Genomic DNA, 15,137 nt, shown 5'->3' on the forward strand with positions numbered 1-15,137 from the left:
GTCGTACCAGCGTAGTCCGCCGAAGCGCTACTTCTTCTTGTCGTAGAGCTTCGGTTCGCCCTCGGGGCGGCTCTTGAAGCGGCGGTGCGCCCAGAGGTACTGCTCGGGCTGGCGGCGAATCTCGCTTTCCACCCACTGGTTGATGCGGATGCAGTCGGCCTCTTCGCTCTCGCCGGGGAAGTCTTCCAGCGGCGGGTGGATGGTCAGGCGGTAGCCGGAACCATCGGCCAGGCGCGACTGGGTGAACGGCAGCACCAGCGCGCGGCCCAGGCGGGCGAACTTGGTGGTGGCGGTGACAGTGGCGGCCGGGATGCCGAACAGCGGCACGAACAGGCTCTGCTTGGCGCCGTAGTCCTGGTCCGGGGCGTACCAGATGGCACGGCCGGCACGCAGCACCTTGAGCATCGCACGCACGTCCTCGCGCTCGATGGCGGTGGCGTCGGCGTTGTGGCGCTCGCGGCCGGTACGCTGGACGAAGTCGAACACCGGGTTGTCGTGCTCGCGGTACATGCCGTCGATGGTCTGCACCTGGCCGAGCAACGCGGCGCCGATCTCCAGGGTTGTGAAGTGCATGGCCATGAGGATCACGCCCTTGCCTTCGGCCTCGGCCTTCTTCAGGTGCTCGATACCCTCGATGTGGGCGAGCCTGGCCAGGCGCGCCTTGGGCCACCACCAGCTCATGGCCATCTCGAAGAAGGCGATACCGGTGGAAGCGAAGTTTTCCTTGAGCAGGCGCTCGCGCTCGGCGGCCGGGAGTTCGGGGAAGCACAGTTCAAGGTTGCGCGCGGCAATCGCCCGGCGGCTGCCGACCACGCGGTACATCACCGCGCCCAGCGCGCGCCCCAGCCCCAGCAGCGCCGGATATGGCAACTGCACCACCAGCCAGAGCGCGCCAAGGCCGAGCCAGAGCGGCCAGTGACGGGGATGGAGGAACTCTCGGCGAAAGGTGGGGCGGTCCATGGAACTTTCCGGTCACGATCAAAGCCCGACATTCTACCTTGCGCGGGCGCGCCGTGCCTGCCTTGCGCCCTGGCTATGCGCCACGCTTGCGGCTGTTGGGGCGGTCCGCTATAAGTCCACCCATTTTGATGACGCAGTCCGACCATGAGCCAAGCTGACCTTCTCGACCAAGATCCCGTATTCCAGCTCAAGGGCAGCATGCTGGCCGTCACCGTTCTGGAACTGGCCCATAACGACCTGCCGCGCCTGGACCGCCAGCTCGCCGACAAGGTCGCCCAGGCGCCCAACTTCTTCCGCGATACCCCGCTGGTGCTGGCGCTGGACAAGCTGCCCGACGGCGAAGGCCAACTCGACCTGCAGGGCGTGCTGGACATCTGCCGCCGCCACGGCCTGCGCACCCTGGCCATTCGCGCCAGCCGCGAGGAAGACATTCGCCTGGCCACCATGTTCGACATCCCCGTGCTACCGCCTTCGGGCTCCTCCCGCGAGCGCGCGGTCGAGCCCAAGGATGCCGTCCCGCAAGTGACTGGCGCCGCGCCGGTACGTCGCCCGCGGGGCGAGAAGCTCTCCGAAAAGGTGGTCGAGCAGGCCGCTGGCGCGGGTGTGCAAGCCGAGAAACCCTCCTCGCAGACCGCCGAAGCCAAGCCGGAGAAACCCACAGAGATCGCCGTCGAGCCAACCGACGCAGCCCAGCAGCCGGCGAAGGAAGCCGCTCCGGAAAAACCTGCCGAGCCGCCGGCACCGGTCGTCCGTCCGACCAAGCTGGTCACCACCCCGGTCCGCGGCGGCGTGCAGATCTACGCCGCCGGCGGCGACCTGATCGTGCTCGCGCCTGTCAGCCCCGGCGCGGAACTTCTCGCCGACGGCAATATCCATGTGTACGGTCCGATGCGCGGTCGCGCCCTGGCCGGAGTCAAGGGCGACACCAGCGCACGTATTTTCTGCCAGCAGCTGGCCGCGGAACTCGTGTCCATCGCCGGCAATTACAAGGTCGCCGAAGACCTTCGACGCAGTCCGCAATGGGGGCAGGCAGTGCACGTCAGCCTGTCGGGTGACGTGTTGAACATCACCCGCCTTTAACGGATACTGCCGCGACTTTCAGGGACCAGAATTCTTCGTTTTTTCTTTGGGGTGAATCACCTTGGCCAAGATCCTCGTAGTCACTTCCGGTAAGGGTGGCGTCGGTAAAACCACCACCAGCGCAGCCATCGGCACCGGCCTGGCCCTACGCGGCCACAAGACCGTCATCGTCGACTTCGACGTAGGCCTGCGCAACCTCGACCTGATCATGGGCTGCGAACGCCGCGTGGTTTACGACTTCGTCAACGTCATCAACGGCGAAGCGACCCTGACCCAGGCCCTGATCAAGGACAAGCGCCTCGAGAACCTGTTCGTGCTGGCCGCCAGCCAGACCCGCGACAAGGACGCACTCACCCAGGAAGGCGTCGGCAAGGTCATCGAAGAGCTCAAGCAGTCCTTCGACTACGTGATCTGCGACTCCCCGGCCGGCATCGAGAAAGGTGCCCACCTGGCCATGTACTACGCCGACGAGGCGATTGTCGTGACCAACCCGGAAGTTTCCTCGGTCCGCGACTCCGACCGCATGCTCGGCCTGCTGGCCAGCAAATCCGCCCGCGCCGAGAAAGGCGAGGACGCGATCAAGGAACACCTGCTGCTGACCCGCTACAACCCCGAGCGCGTCACCAAGGGCGAAATGCTCGGCGTCGAGGACGTCGAGGAAATCCTGGCCATCCGCCTGCTCGGCGTGATCCCGGAATCCCAGGCGGTGCTCAAGGCATCCAACCAGGGCGTACCGGTCATCCTCGACGAAGAGAGCGATGCCGGCCAGGCGTACAGTGACGCCGTCGAGCGCCTGCTGGGCAAGGAAATGCCCCACCGCTTCCTCGACGTGCAGAAGAAAGGATTCCTGCAACGACTGTTCGGAGGACGTGAATGAGCCTTTTAGATTTCTTCCGCAGCCGGAAGTCGCAATCCAGCGCATCCATCGCGAAAGAAAGACTCCAGATCATCGTCGCCCATGAGCGCGGCAACCGTTCGCAACCGGACTACCTCCCGCAGCTGCAGAAAGACCTGCTGGAAGTGATCCGCAAATACGTGCCCATCGACCAGGAACAAGTCCAGGTCGAGCTGGCCAACCAGGGCAGTTGTTCGATCCTGGAACTCAACATCACCCTGCCGGAGCGTTGATCCGGCCAGGGTGAACCTGCGGCGGCCTCGGCCGCCGCAGTCGTTTCTGTCTCACTTATTTCGCGTACGAGCCTCCATGCCGCTTTCCCAGATCGAATTCGTCCATGAGGACGCCGCCCTGCTGGTGGTGAACAAGCCCACCCTGCTGCTCTCCGTGCCCGGTCGCGCGGACGACAACAAGGACTGCCTGATCACCCGCCTGCAGGAGAACGGCTACCCGGAAGCGCGCATCGTCCACCGCCTGGACTGGGAGACCTCCGGCCTGATCGTGCTGGCCCGCGATGCCGACAGCCACCGCGAGCTGTCCCGACAGTTCCACGACCGCGAGACCGAGAAGGCGTACACCGCACTGTGCTGGGGCGAGCCCGAGCTCGACAGCGGCCGCATCGAGGCGCCGCTGCGCTACGACCCGCCGACCAAGCCGCGCCATGTGGTGGATTTCGAGCAGGGTCGACACGCGCTGACCTTCTGGCGCGTCATGGAGCGCCACGGCAACTGGAGCCGCGTCGAACTCACACCGATCACCGGCCGCTCGCACCAGTTGCGCGTGCACATGCTCAGCATCGGCCACCCGCTGCTGGGTGATCGCCTGTATGCCGAAGGCGAAGCCCTGGAACTGCGCGACCGCCTGTGCCTGCACGCCAGCATGCTGGCCCTGACCCACCCGCAGACCGGCGAGCGTCTTCGCTTCGAGTCGCCTGCGCCGTTCTGATTCACTTTGTGTAGGAGCGGACTCCGTCCGCGATGTATGTCCGGCCGGCCGGAACCGGCGGGAAACGATCGCGGACAAAGTCCGCTCCTACGCTCGCCCCACCTGTTGGCGCGCCCCTTGGCCGCAGAATCGCGCATTTACGTTAAACTTCCGGCCATTCGCTGTCCGGAGTTACCCATGCGTGCAGAACTCAACCAAGGCCTGATCGACTTCCTCGCGGCCTCCCCCACCCCCTTCCACGCTACCCAGGCCCTCGCCCTTCGCCTCGAAGAGGCTGGCTACCAGCGCCTGGACGAGCGCGACGCCTGGCGCACCGAAGCCGGTGGCCGCTATTACGTCACCCGCAACGACTCCTCGCTGATCGCCTTCAAGCTCGGCACCGCGCCGCTACTGGAGAATGGCCTGCGCCTGGTCGGTGCGCACACCGACAGTCCCTGCCTGCGCGTCAAGCCGAACCCCGAGCTGGTGCGCAACGGCTACTGGCAGCTCGGCGTCGAAGTCTATGGCGGCGCGCTGTTCGCCCCCTGGTTCGACCGCGACCTGTCCCTGGCCGGCCGTGTCACCTTCCGCCTGGCCGGCAAGGTCGAGAGCAAGCTGATCGACTTCAGGGCGCCCATTGCGGTCATCCCCAACCTGGCGATCCACCTCAACCGCGAAGCGAACATGGGCTGGTCGATCAACGCCCAGACCGAACTGCCGCCGATCCTCGCCCAGGTCGCCGCTGGCGAGACGCGCGACTTCCGCGACCTGCTCGGTGAACAATTGCAGCTGGAGCACGGCATCACCGCCGACGCCATCCTCGATTACGAGCTGAGCTTCTACGACACCCAGCGCGCCGCCGTGATCGGTCTCGACCAGGCCTTCATCGCCGGCGCCCGCCTGGACAACCTGCTGTCCTGCTATGCCGGCCTGCAGGCCTTGCTGGCCAGCAGCGACGAGCAGAGCGGCGTGCTGGTCTGCACCGACCACGAAGAAGTCGGCTCCTGCTCCGCCTGCGGCGCCGACGGCCCGTTCCTCGAGCAGGTGCTGCGCCGCCTGTTGCCCGAGGGCGATGCCTTCACCCGTACCGTGCAGCGCTCGCTGCTGGTCTCCGCCGACAACGCCCACGGCGTCCACCCCAACTACGCCGACAAGCACGACAGCAACCACGGCCCGAAGCTCAACGGCGGCCCGGTGATCAAGATCAACAGCAACCAGCGCTACGCCACCAACAGCGAGACCGCCGGTTTCTTCCGCCACCTGTGCCTGGAAAACGAAGTGCCGGTGCAGAGCTTCGTGACCCGCAGCGACATGGGATGCGGCTCCACCATCGGCCCGATCACCGCCAGCCAGATCGGCGTGCGCACCGTGGACATCGGCCTGCCGACCTTCGCCATGCACTCCATCCGCGAGCTGGCCGGCAGCCAGGACCTGCACTACCTGACCAAGGTACTCAGCGCCTACTACGACAGCACCAACCTGCCCTGACCCCAACGCCCGGCATCCGCCGGGCGTTTTTTCATGGGTGCCGCTGGCAGCGTTTATGTAGAAGCGAGCTTGCTCGCGAACTGCTCAGCCCCGAAGTCCCCTCTCCCCCGCCTCTCCCTGAAGAGAGAGGCAGCAGTTCGTACCGACTGACGGCAAGGTTTCATCCTGCACCTAACAGTCCCCTCTCCTCTTCAGGGAGAGGGTTAGGGAGAGGGAAGCCCCGCTGGGAGTTCTGCCAGTTCGCGAGCAAGCTCGCTCCTACAGGTTCGCCGCAGACCTGGGATCAATCCGGCACTTCCACACTCACGTGGATAGCATCGTGCCGCCAGAACTCCAGGTCGCAGTCGATGATGCGCCCGTGCTGGTCGCCGTTGATGCGGGTGATGCGCAGCGCCGGGCTGCCTTCGGCAACGCGCAGCACACTGGCGGCCTCGCCGTGCAGGGCTGTGGGCACCATGTCGAAGCGCACACGTCCGTAGCGGATGTCGTAGCGACTGGCGTACAGCTCGGTCAGGGAGCAGGTCAGGTCGCTGTCGAGAATGCCGGGGAAGTACGCCGGGTTGAGGTAGTGCTCGACATAGAGCACCAGCCGGCCGTCTACGCGCCGAACCCGGCGGATCTGGTAGACGCTCGACAACGCCGGTAGCTCCAGCAGCTCGCAGATGGCCGCACTGGCCGGTATCTGCCGAGCCGACAGCACCTCGGTCGCCGGCACGCGCCCCTGCCCTTGCACCATGGCGTGATAGTGGCTGCGCACTAGCGGGTTGTAGAGCAGGCGCGGCGGCGAGACGAACCAGCCACGGCGCTCCTCGCGATAGATCAGCCCCTGGGCCTCCAGCTGGCCCAGCGCCTCGCGCAGGGTGATCCGGGTGGTGTCGAACAGCTCGCTCAGCTTGCGCTCGGCCGGCAGCTTGCCGCCGGCGCTGAGCAGGCCGCTGTCGATCTGTTCGATGAGTGCGCGGCAGATCGCCGTGACCGTGGGTAGCGCCGTATCGCGCATTCGATTCCCTCTTTTGGACTAGTCCAGCCCCAGAACAGGGCATTTCGTTCCCCCAACCGGGTGCGGTCATCCTAGGAAAGCCCCATGACCGTCCCGTGACAAAGCTTTTGCAAGCAGCGCCCATGCCAGATAACGACACCAGCGTAGACCAGGCGGATCAGGGCGTTGGCCATGGTCTACGCTTTTCCCCGACGCCCCGCTGGGCACTCAGGGCCGGGCCGGCGCACCTGGGGTTTACATCAAACTGTCATCCGCCCCGCTTAGATTGGCCTGCGTCTTGCTGATCTAGACCACGATTGAAAACACTGAACGTCACCCGAAGGAGCACCGAATGAAACGCTTGCTTGCTTCACTGCTGGGAACGGCCATTGCCTTGGGCAGCGGCCTCGCCATAGCGGCCAACGCCGATCTGCAATCGCTGGAAGCCGCCGCCCGCAAGGAAGGCCAGGTCAACAGCGTGGGCATGCCCGACAGCTGGGCGAACTGGAAGGACACCTGGAAGGACCTGGAAAGCAAATACGGCCTCAAGCACATGGACACCGACATGAGCTCGGCCCAGGAGCTGGCCAAGTTCAAGGCCGAGAAGGAAAACGCCAGCGCCGACATCGGCGACGTCGGCGCCGCCTTCGGCCCCATCGCCCTGCAGATGGACGTCAGCCAGCCCTACAAGCCCAGTACCTGGGACCAAGTCCCGGAATGGGCCAAGGACAAGGACGGCCATTGGGCGTTGGCCTACACCGGCACCATCGCCTTCATCGTCAACAAGCAACTGGTGAAGGATGTACCGCACAGCTGGGCCGACCTGCTCAAGGGCAAGTACAAGGTCACCATCGGTGACGTCAGCGCCGCGGCCCAGGCTGTCAACGGCGTGCTGGCGGCAAGCATCGCCAACGGCGGCGACGAGAAGAACATCAAGCCGGGCCTGGAGTTCTTCGCCCAGCTCGCCAAGCAGGGCCGCCTGTCGCTGACCAACCCGGTGATCAACACCCTGGAGAAGGGTGAGGTGGAGGTCGGCATCGTCTGGGACTTCAACGGCCTGAGCTACCGCGACCAGATCGACCCGTCGCGCTTCGAGGTGCTGATCCCCTCCGACGGCTCGGTGATCTCCGGCTACACCACCATCATCAACAAGTACGCGAAGAACCCGAACGCCGCCAAGCTCGCCCGCGAGTACATCTTCAGCGACGCCGGGCAGATCAACCTGGCCAAGGGCAATGCCCGTCCGATCCGCGCCGAGCACCTGACCCTGCCGGCCGACGTGAAGGCCAAGCTGCTACCCAACGAGCAGTACGCCAAGGCCCAGCCGATCAAGGACCCCAAGGCCTGGGAGGAGACCTCCAAGCGTCTGCCGCGCCTGTGGCAGGAAAACGTCATCATCAATATGCAATGACGCCCGCCGCCCCGGCTCGCGCCGGGGCGGCCGCGTTTCAACGAAGGCCCCGCTCCATGCGCCACGACGTCATCCTGGTCGTCCTCGACGGCCTCAACTACAGCGTCGCCCACGACTGCATGGGCCACCTGCAGGCCCTGTGCAACGCCGGCCGCGGCCAGCTCTACCGGCTGGAATGCGAGCTCCCCTCGCTGTCCCGCCCGCTCTACGAATGCATCCTCACGGGAGTGCCGCCCATCGACAGCGGCATCCTGCACAACGACGTATCGCGCCTGTCCAACCAGCGCAGCCTGTTCCACTACGCCCGCGATGCCGGTCTGAGCACCGCCGCCGCTGCCTATCACTGGGTCAGCGAGCTTTACAACCGCACGCCCTTCGACCCGGCGCGTGACCGTCATACCGATGATGAAACCCTGCCGATCCAGCACGGCCATTTCTACTGGACCGACCACTACCCCGACTCGCACCTGTTCACCGACGCCGAGTCCCTGCGCCGCCGCCATGCGCCGAACTGCCTGCTGGTGCACCCGATGAACATCGACGACGCCGGCCACAAGCACGGCCTGGGCACGCCTCAGTACCGCAACAGCGCGCGCCACGTCGACATCATTCTTTCCGAGTACCTGCACCAGTGGCTGGCCGCCGGTTATCAGGTGATGGTCACCGCCGACCACGGCATGAACGATGACCGCACCCACGGCGGCATCCTTCCCGAAGAGCGCGAGGTACCGCTGTTCGTCTTCGGCGAGGCGTTCAGCCTCGATGACCAGGCGCGCCCGCGTCAGGTCGAACTCTGCGGGACGCTGTGCGAAATCCTCGGCGCCGCCCACGACAAACCGGTCTGTCGGGAGTTGCTCAAGGCATGAGATCGAATACCGGAAAACTCTTCGCCCTGCTCTGCCTGCTGCCCTTCGCGCTGTTCTTCTTCGCCTTCCAGCTCGCCCCGCTGCTGTGGGTGATGATCAACAGCGTGCGCACCGGCGATGGCTGGGGGCTGGCCAATTTCAGCGAGATCTTCGGCTCGCCGTTCTACCGGCAGGCGATCCGCTACAGCCTGGAAATCTCCGTATGGTCGAGCCTGATCGGGCTGTTCGTCGCCATCCTCGGCAGCTACTCGTTGCGCCAGGTGGACAGCAAGCTGCGCGACTTCGTGATGGCCTTCGCCAATATGACCAGCAACTTCGCCGGGGTGCCGCTGGCCTTCGCCTTCATCATCATCCTGGGCTTCAACGGCGCGATCACGCTGCTGTTGAAGCAGGCGGGGATCATCGAGGACTTCAACCTCTACTCGAAGACTGGCCTGATCATCCTCTACACCTACTTCCAGATTCCCCTCGGCGTCATGCTGCTCTACCCGGCCTTCGACGCCCTGCGCGAGGACTGGCGCGAATCCGCCGCTCTCCTGGGGGCCAGCCACTGGGCGTTCTGGCGGCACATCGGCATCCCGGTGCTGACGCCGGCCCTGCTGGGCACTTTCGTCATCCTGCTGGCCAACGCGTTGGGCGCCTACGCCACGGTGTACTCGCTGACCACCGGCAACTTCAACGTGGTGCCGATCCGCATCGCCGGGCTGGTCTCGGGCGACGTGTTCCTCGACCCGAACATGGCCAGTGCGCTGGCGATGGTGCTGGTCGGCCTGATGAGCATCATTACCCTGGCCCACCAGTGGCTGCTGCGCCGGAGCTACCATGTCGCGAAACGCTAACCACATTTACCACCGCGTGGTGGTGTACGCGCTGTTCCTGATCCTGCTGGTGCCGCTGGCCGCCACCCTGCTCTACTCGCTGGCCACCTCGTGGAGCGCCAGCGTGCTGCCGGACGGCCTGACCCTGAGGTGGTTCCTGACCCTGTGGAGCGACCCGCGCTTCCTCGTTGCCTTCGGCCAGTCACTGCTGGTGTGCTTCGGCTCACTGATCCTCAGCGTTGCGCTGGTGCTGCCGCTGATGTTCGTCATCCACTACTACTTCCCGCGCCTGGATGCGCTGATGAACGTGCTGATCCTGCTGCCCTTCGCGGTGCCGCCGGTGGTGTCGTCGGTCGGCCTGCTACAGCTCTACGCCTCGGGCCCGGTGCCCATAGTCGGTACGCCGTGGATCCTGATCGGCTGCTACTTCACCATCGCGCTGCCGTTCATGTACCGGGCGATCAGCAACAATCTGCAGGCAATCAACCTGCACGACCTGATGGACGCCGCCCACCTGCTCGGCGCCAGCACCTGGCAGGCCGCCCTGCTGGTGGTACTGCCGAACCTGCGCAAGGGCCTGATGGTGGCGCTGTTCCTGTCCTTCAGCTTCCTCATCGGCGAGTTCGTCTTCGCCAACCTGCTGGTGGGCACCCGCTACGAAACGCTGCAGGTGTTCCTCAACAACATGCGCAACAGCAGCGGCCACTACACCAGCGCGGTGGTGGTTTCCTACTTCCTCTTCGTCCTGCTGCTCACCTGGGCGGCGAACCGTTTAAGCAAGGACAAGGCATGAGCTTCCTCAGCGTCGAGACACTGAACAAGAGCTACGGCACCACCACGGTGTTCCAGGACATCGATTTCGCCGCCGAGCGTGGCGAGTTCGTCACCTTGCTCGGCCCCAGCGGCTGCGGCAAGTCCACCCTGCTGCGCTGCATCGCCGGACTCACCGCGGTGGACAGCGGGCGCATCCTGCTGGACGGCGAGGACATCGTGCCCAAGAGCCCGCAGAAGCGCGGCATCGCCATGGTGTTCCAGAGCTATGCGCTGTTCCCCAACATGACCGTGGAACAGAACGTCGCCTTCGGCCTGCGCATGCAGAAAGTGCCGGCGGCGGAGTCCGCCCAGCGCGTGCGCGAGGCGCTGGAGATGGTCGAGCTCGGCCCGCTGGCAGCGCGCTATCCGCACCAGCTCTCCGGCGGCCAGTGCCAGCGCGTCGCCCTGGCCCGCTCACTGGTCACCCGGCCGCGCCTACTGCTGCTGGATGAGCCGCTGTCGGCGCTGGACGCACGCATCCGCAAGCACCTGCGCGAGCAGATCCGGCGCATCCAGCAGGAATTGAAACTGACCACGGTGTTCGTCACCCACGACCAGGAAGAAGCGCTGACGCTGTCCGACCGCATCGTGCTGATGAACGCCGGGCGCATCGTCCAGAGCGGCGACGCCGAGACGCTCTACACCGCCCCGGAAAACGCCTTCGCCGCCGGCTTCATCGGCAACTACAACCTGCTCGACGCTGCCCAGGCGACCCGACTGCTTGACCGTCCCTTCCGCCAGCAGGTGGCGATCCGTCCCGAATCCCTGCGCCTGAGCGTGGAGCCGGGCGAAGGCATCCCGGTTCGGGTACTCTCCCACAGCCTGCTGGGCAACGTGATCCGCTACCGGGTCGACGCCAGCGGCGTCGAGCTGACCGTGGACGTCCTCAATCGCAGCGCCGAGCGCCTGTACCCGGCCGGCACCCAGCTTGGCCTGCAAGTAGACATTGAAAGCATTCGGGAGGTGGCCTGATGGCCCTGGTGATATTCGACCTCGACGACACCCTGATCGACGGCGACTGCGCGAGCCTGTGGAGCAAGCGCATGGCCGATCTGGGCTGGGTCGACGCGGAGTCGTTCCTCAAGCGCGACGCCGAACTGATGGCGCTGTACGCGCAGGGCAAGCTGCCCATGGAGGACTACATGGCCTTCGCCCTGGAGCCGATGGCCGGGCGCAGCGTGGAAGAAATCGAGCGTGACGTGGAAGCCTTCGTCGAGGACGTGATCGAGCCGCTGATCCATAGCGATGCCTGTGCCACCCTCGCCCGCCACCGTGAGGCAGGTGACCGTCCGCTGGTGATCTCGGCCTCCGGCGTGCACCTGGTCAAGCCCATCGCCGAACGGATCGGCATCGACGAAGTGCTGGCCATCGACCTGGAAGTGCTGAACGACCACTACACCGGTCGCACCGTGGGCGTGCTCACCTACCGCGAAGGCAAGGTGCTGCGCCTGCTCGACCTGCTAGAAGGCGACGACAGTTCCCTGGCCGAGGCACATTTCTACTCCGATTCGCGTAACGACCTGCCGCTGCTCAAGCTGGTGGGCAAGCCGCACGTGGTGAATGCCGACCCGGTGTTGCTGGAGCACGCGCAGAAGATGGGCTGGGACGTCCTCAACTGGAAGTGACGTCGCGCAATGGAAAAGGGCCGCGGAAGCGGCCCTTTTCATCAGCGGTTCTGCAGGCGCGAGCTGGCGCGCCGAGCCTCAGCTCAGGCTTTCGTCGATCAGCACCACCACCTTGCCTTGCACCTGGTTGCTCGCCAGGGCATCGAACGCGCTCTGCGCGTCGCGGACCGGGAAGGTGCTCTCCAGTTGCGGGCTCAGCTTGCCTGATTCGAACAGCGGCCAGACCTTCTGCCCAAGCTCGGCGATCAGCTGCGCCTTGTAGTCGGCGTCGCGCGATCGGAGGGTCGAGCCGATCAGCTGGATGCGCTTGCCCAGCAGCAGGGCCAGGTCCAGTTCGGCCTTGCGACCGCCCATCAGGCCAATGACCACCCATCGACCGTCACGGCCGAGGATTTCCAGATCCAGCTTGGCGTAGTTCGCTCCCACCGGGTCGAGGATCACATCGAAGGGAGCGAAATCCCGAAGCGATTCGAGACTCTCGCCACGCAGCACGCCGCCTTCTGCGCCCAGATCCTGGCAATAGGCAAGACGATCGGCCGATCCGACGCTTACCCAACACGGACTGCCAAAAGCCTTGCACAATTGGATACCGGCCGAGCCGACGCCGCTGGCGCCCGCGTGCAACAGGACCTTCTCACCGGGTTGCAGTGCGCCGAGCATGAACAGGTTCAGCCATGCCGTGGCGTAAACCTCGGGCAGCGCGGCAGCTTCGGCCAGGCTCAGGCCCGCGGGCACCGGCAGCGCATGGCGCTGGTCCACCACCACTTCCTCAGCCATGCCTCCGCCGGCCAGCAGCGCGCAGACGCGGTCGCCCACCTGCCAGGTGCTGCCGGCGCCGACCTCGGTCACCACGCCGGAACATTCCAGGCCGATGATGTCGCTCGCCCCAGGCGGCGGCGGGTAGAGGCCGGCCACCTGCAACAGGTCGGCGCGGTTGAGTCCCGCCGCGGCGACCTGGATGCGAATCTGTCCCTGTGCGCAAGTCGGGTTGGGGCGCTCAACCCACTCCACTCGCCCTTCGATGCCTTGCAATGCGTTCACGCTGCCTCCATAGTGACTTCGCAGGGCCCGATCCGAAAGGTCGGGCCCTTTCTTCGCGCCGAATTCACCTGCGATTGAACCCGGCGCCGCCAATTAAGGCCTAATATGCGTCATAACTCCGCGATCAGTCGAATCAGCATGAAGCGATTTTTGCCCCGTACCGCCCTGTTGTTCATCCTCGGCGCAACCGCCTTTTCCTCGTTCGCGGCCACCACCAGCCCGAACGTCTGGGACGGCCTGCAGCCGGACCGGGATCAAGTGATCGCCAGCCTCAACATCGTTGAACTGCTCAAGCGCCATCACTACAACAAGCCGCCGCTGAACGACGAGCGCTCGGCAAAGATCTATGACAGCTACCTGAAGACCCTCGATCCGGCGCGCATGTACTTCACCGCGTCCGACATCGACCAGTTCGCACCCTGGCGCACCCAGTTCGACGACTTCCTCAAGAGCGGCGAACTGGAGCCCGGCTTCACCATCTACAAGCGTCATCTCGACCGCCTGAAGGAGCGCCTGGACTTCGCCCTGGCCACCCTGAACAAGGGCGTCGACAAGATGGACTTCAACACCGACGAATCTCTGGAAATCGACCGCGAGAAATCGCCCTGGGCGAAAGACAGCGCTGCTCTCGACGACCTGTGGCGCAAGAAGGTGAAGGACGAAGTCCTGCGCCTGAAGATCGCCGGCAAGGACAACAAGGCCATCCAGGAACAGCTGACCAAGCGCTACAAGAACCAGCTGATGCGCCTGGAGCAGACCCGCAGCGAAGACATCTTCCAGGCTTATATCAACGCCTTCGCCCAGACCTACGATCCGCACACCCAGTACCTGTCTCCGGATAGCGCGGAAAACTTCGACATCAACATGAGCCTGTCTCTGGAAGGCATCGGCGCCGTCCTGCAGAGCGACAACGACTACGTCAAGGTCGTGCGCCTGGTCCCGGCCGGCCCCGCCGAGAAGAGCAAGCAGATCGCCACTTCCGACAAGATTATCGGCGTCGCCCAGGGCAAGGGCGAGATGGTCGACGTGGTCGGCTGGCGCCTGGATGAGGTGGTCAAGTTGATCCGCGGCCCGAAAGGCTCGCAGGTGCGCCTGGAAGTGATCCCCTCGACCAATGCGCCGAACGACCAGACCAGCAAGATCGTCACCATCACCCGCGAGGCGGTGAAGCTGGAAGACCAGGCGGCGAAGAAGTCGGAAATCACCATCGATCACGAAGGCAGGAACTACAAGCTGGGCATCATCGATGTGCCGGCCTTCTACCTCGACTTCAAGGCCTATCGCGCGGGCGACCCGGACTACAAGTCCACCACCCGCGACGTGAAGAAACTGATCGGCGAGCTGCAGAAGGACAAGGTCGACGGCATCGTCATCGACCTGCGCAACAACGGCGGCGGCTCCCTGCAGGAAGCCACCGAGCTGACCGGCCTGTTCATCGACCAGGGCCCGACCGTGCTGGTGCGCAACAGCGACGGCCGTGTCGACGTCCTCAACGATGACGAAGGCAAGGCCTTCTACACCGGCCCGATGACCGTGCTGGTCAACCGCCTGTCCGCCTCGGCTTCGGAAATCTTCGCCGGCGCCATGCAGGACTACCACCGCGCGCTCATCGTCGGCGGCCAGACCTTCGGCAAGGGCACCGTGCAGACCATCCAGCCGCTGAACCATGGCGAGCTGAAGCTGACCCTGGCCAAGTTCTACCGCGTCTCCGGCCAGAGCACCCAGCACCAGGGCGTGATACCGGACATCGCCTACCCGTCCATCGTCGACGACAAGGAAATCGGCGAGAGCGCCCTGCCCGACTCCATGCCGTGGGACACCATCAAGCCCGCGCTGAAGGCCCAGGTCGATCCGTTCAAGCCGTTCCTCGACCAGTTGCGCACCCGTCACGATGCGCGCACCGAGCACAACGCGGACTTCGTCTATGCCCGCGAGCGTCTCGCCCTGGCCCAGGAGCTGATGAAGGAAAAGACCGTCAGTCTCAACGAAGCCAAGCGACGCGCTCAGCAGACCAGCATCGAGAACCGTCAACTGGCCATGGAGAACGCCCTGCGCAAGTCCAAGGGCCAGGAGCCGCTCAAGGAGCTGAAGAAGGAAGACGAGAACGCCCTGCCGGAAGAGGACAAGACCAAGCCGCAGGACGACGCCTACCTCACCGAATCAGGGCACATCCTGATCGATTACCTCAATCTGGATTCCCAGGTGGCCAAACACTGATCGGGTGACATCAAACAGTC

The 15,137-nt window shown here is 65.0% G+C and carries 15 protein-coding genes; 12 read left to right on the forward strand and 3 right to left on the reverse strand.

The features are described from left to right. Positions 1 to 27: 27 nt before the first annotated feature. Positions 28 to 960: a lipid A biosynthesis lauroyl acyltransferase gene (locus C167_RS0130110; protein ID WP_017522032.1), complete on the reverse strand. Its 933-nt coding sequence runs from the start codon at positions 958 to 960 to the stop codon at positions 28 to 30. 144 nt (positions 961 to 1,104) lie between these two features. On the opposite strand from C167_RS0130110, the gene minC reads away from it, so the two are divergent. From minC to C167_RS0130135, 5 genes are all read left to right on the forward strand, one after another. Then, on the forward strand, positions 1,105 to 2,040 hold the full coding sequence (minC, locus tag C167_RS0130115) for a septum site-determining protein MinC (RefSeq protein ID WP_017522033.1): 936 nt from the start codon (positions 1,105 to 1,107) through the stop codon (positions 2,038 to 2,040). Between the two features lie 61 nt (positions 2,041 to 2,101). Beyond that, positions 2,102 to 2,917, forward strand: coding sequence for a septum site-determining protein MinD (gene minD / locus C167_RS0130120; RefSeq protein ID WP_017522034.1), 816 nt, complete (start codon positions 2,102 to 2,104; stop codon positions 2,915 to 2,917). After that, positions 2,914 to 3,168 carry a cell division topological specificity factor MinE gene (gene minE, locus C167_RS0130125; protein ID WP_017522035.1) on the forward strand — a complete coding sequence of 85 codons (255 nt, stop codon included), beginning with the start codon at positions 2,914 to 2,916 and terminating at the stop codon, positions 3,166 to 3,168. Before minD ends, minE begins: the two co-directional genes overlap by 4 nt. A 76-nt stretch (positions 3,169 to 3,244) precedes the next feature. After that, on the forward strand, positions 3,245 to 3,880 hold the full coding sequence (locus tag C167_RS0130130) for an RluA family pseudouridine synthase (protein ID WP_017522036.1): 636 nt from the start codon (positions 3,245 to 3,247) through the stop codon (positions 3,878 to 3,880). 177 nt (positions 3,881 to 4,057) lie between these two features. Then, a complete protein-coding gene (locus tag C167_RS0130135; RefSeq protein ID WP_017522037.1) occupies positions 4,058 to 5,347 on the forward strand; it encodes a M18 family aminopeptidase in 1,290 nt (429 codons plus the stop codon). Between the two features lie 283 nt (positions 5,348 to 5,630). On the opposite strand, the gene C167_RS0130140 is transcribed toward C167_RS0130135, so the two are convergent. After that, the gene (locus C167_RS0130140) at positions 5,631 to 6,347 is read right to left on the reverse strand and encodes a UTRA domain-containing protein (RefSeq protein WP_017522038.1); all 717 of its coding nucleotides are present in this window, start codon (positions 6,345 to 6,347) and stop codon (positions 5,631 to 5,633) included. Between the two features lie 331 nt (positions 6,348 to 6,678). Between C167_RS0130140 and C167_RS0130145 the strand changes: the two genes are divergently transcribed. Genes C167_RS0130145 through C167_RS0130170 form a run of 6 tightly spaced genes read left to right on the forward strand, consistent with a single transcriptional unit; the run spans position 6,679 to position 11,859 of the window. Then, entirely contained in the window at positions 6,679 to 7,737 is a 1,059-nt protein-coding gene (locus tag C167_RS0130145) for an ABC transporter substrate-binding protein (protein WP_017522039.1), read from the forward strand. A 56-nt stretch (positions 7,738 to 7,793) separates the two neighbouring features. Then, positions 7,794 to 8,603: an alkaline phosphatase family protein gene (locus C167_RS0130150; protein WP_017522040.1), complete on the forward strand. Its 810-nt coding sequence runs from the start codon at positions 7,794 to 7,796 to the stop codon at positions 8,601 to 8,603. Next, on the forward strand, positions 8,600 to 9,442 hold the full coding sequence (locus C167_RS0130155; RefSeq protein WP_017522041.1) for an ABC transporter permease: 843 nt from the start codon (positions 8,600 to 8,602) through the stop codon (positions 9,440 to 9,442). The genes C167_RS0130150 and C167_RS0130155 overlap by 4 nt, the downstream gene beginning before the upstream one ends. Next, positions 9,426 to 10,214: an ABC transporter permease gene (locus tag C167_RS0130160; RefSeq protein WP_017522042.1), complete on the forward strand. Its 789-nt coding sequence runs from the start codon at positions 9,426 to 9,428 to the stop codon at positions 10,212 to 10,214. The genes C167_RS0130155 and C167_RS0130160 overlap by 17 nt, the downstream gene beginning before the upstream one ends. Continuing rightward, positions 10,211 to 11,206, forward strand: coding sequence for an ABC transporter ATP-binding protein (locus C167_RS0130165; protein ID WP_017522043.1), 996 nt, complete (start codon positions 10,211 to 10,213; stop codon positions 11,204 to 11,206). Before C167_RS0130160 ends, C167_RS0130165 begins: the two co-directional genes overlap by 4 nt. After that, positions 11,206 to 11,859 (forward strand): HAD family hydrolase, encoded by a 654-nt coding sequence (locus C167_RS0130170; protein WP_017522044.1) that lies wholly within the window; start codon positions 11,206 to 11,208, stop codon positions 11,857 to 11,859. Before C167_RS0130165 ends, C167_RS0130170 begins: the two co-directional genes overlap by 1 nt. A 78-nt stretch (positions 11,860 to 11,937) precedes the next feature. Here C167_RS0130170 and C167_RS0130175 read toward each other — a convergent pair whose 3' ends face one another. Beyond that, positions 11,938 to 12,900 (reverse strand): NAD(P)H-quinone oxidoreductase, encoded by a 963-nt coding sequence (locus C167_RS0130175; protein ID WP_017522045.1) that lies wholly within the window; start codon positions 12,898 to 12,900, stop codon positions 11,938 to 11,940. Positions 12,901 to 13,038: 138 nt separating this feature from the next. On the opposite strand from C167_RS0130175, the gene C167_RS0130180 reads away from it, so the two are divergent. Next, positions 13,039 to 15,117, forward strand: a complete 2,079-nt coding sequence (locus C167_RS0130180; RefSeq protein ID WP_026079369.1) for a carboxy terminal-processing peptidase — start codon at positions 13,039 to 13,041, stop codon at positions 15,115 to 15,117. The last annotated feature ends 20 nt before the right edge of the window (positions 15,118 to 15,137 follow it).

Origin of the sequence: Pseudomonas nitroreducens TX1, assembly GCF_000313755.1 — a bacterium.
GTDB classification, from domain to species: Bacteria; Pseudomonadota; Gammaproteobacteria; order Pseudomonadales; family Pseudomonadaceae; genus Pseudomonas; species Pseudomonas nitroreducens_A.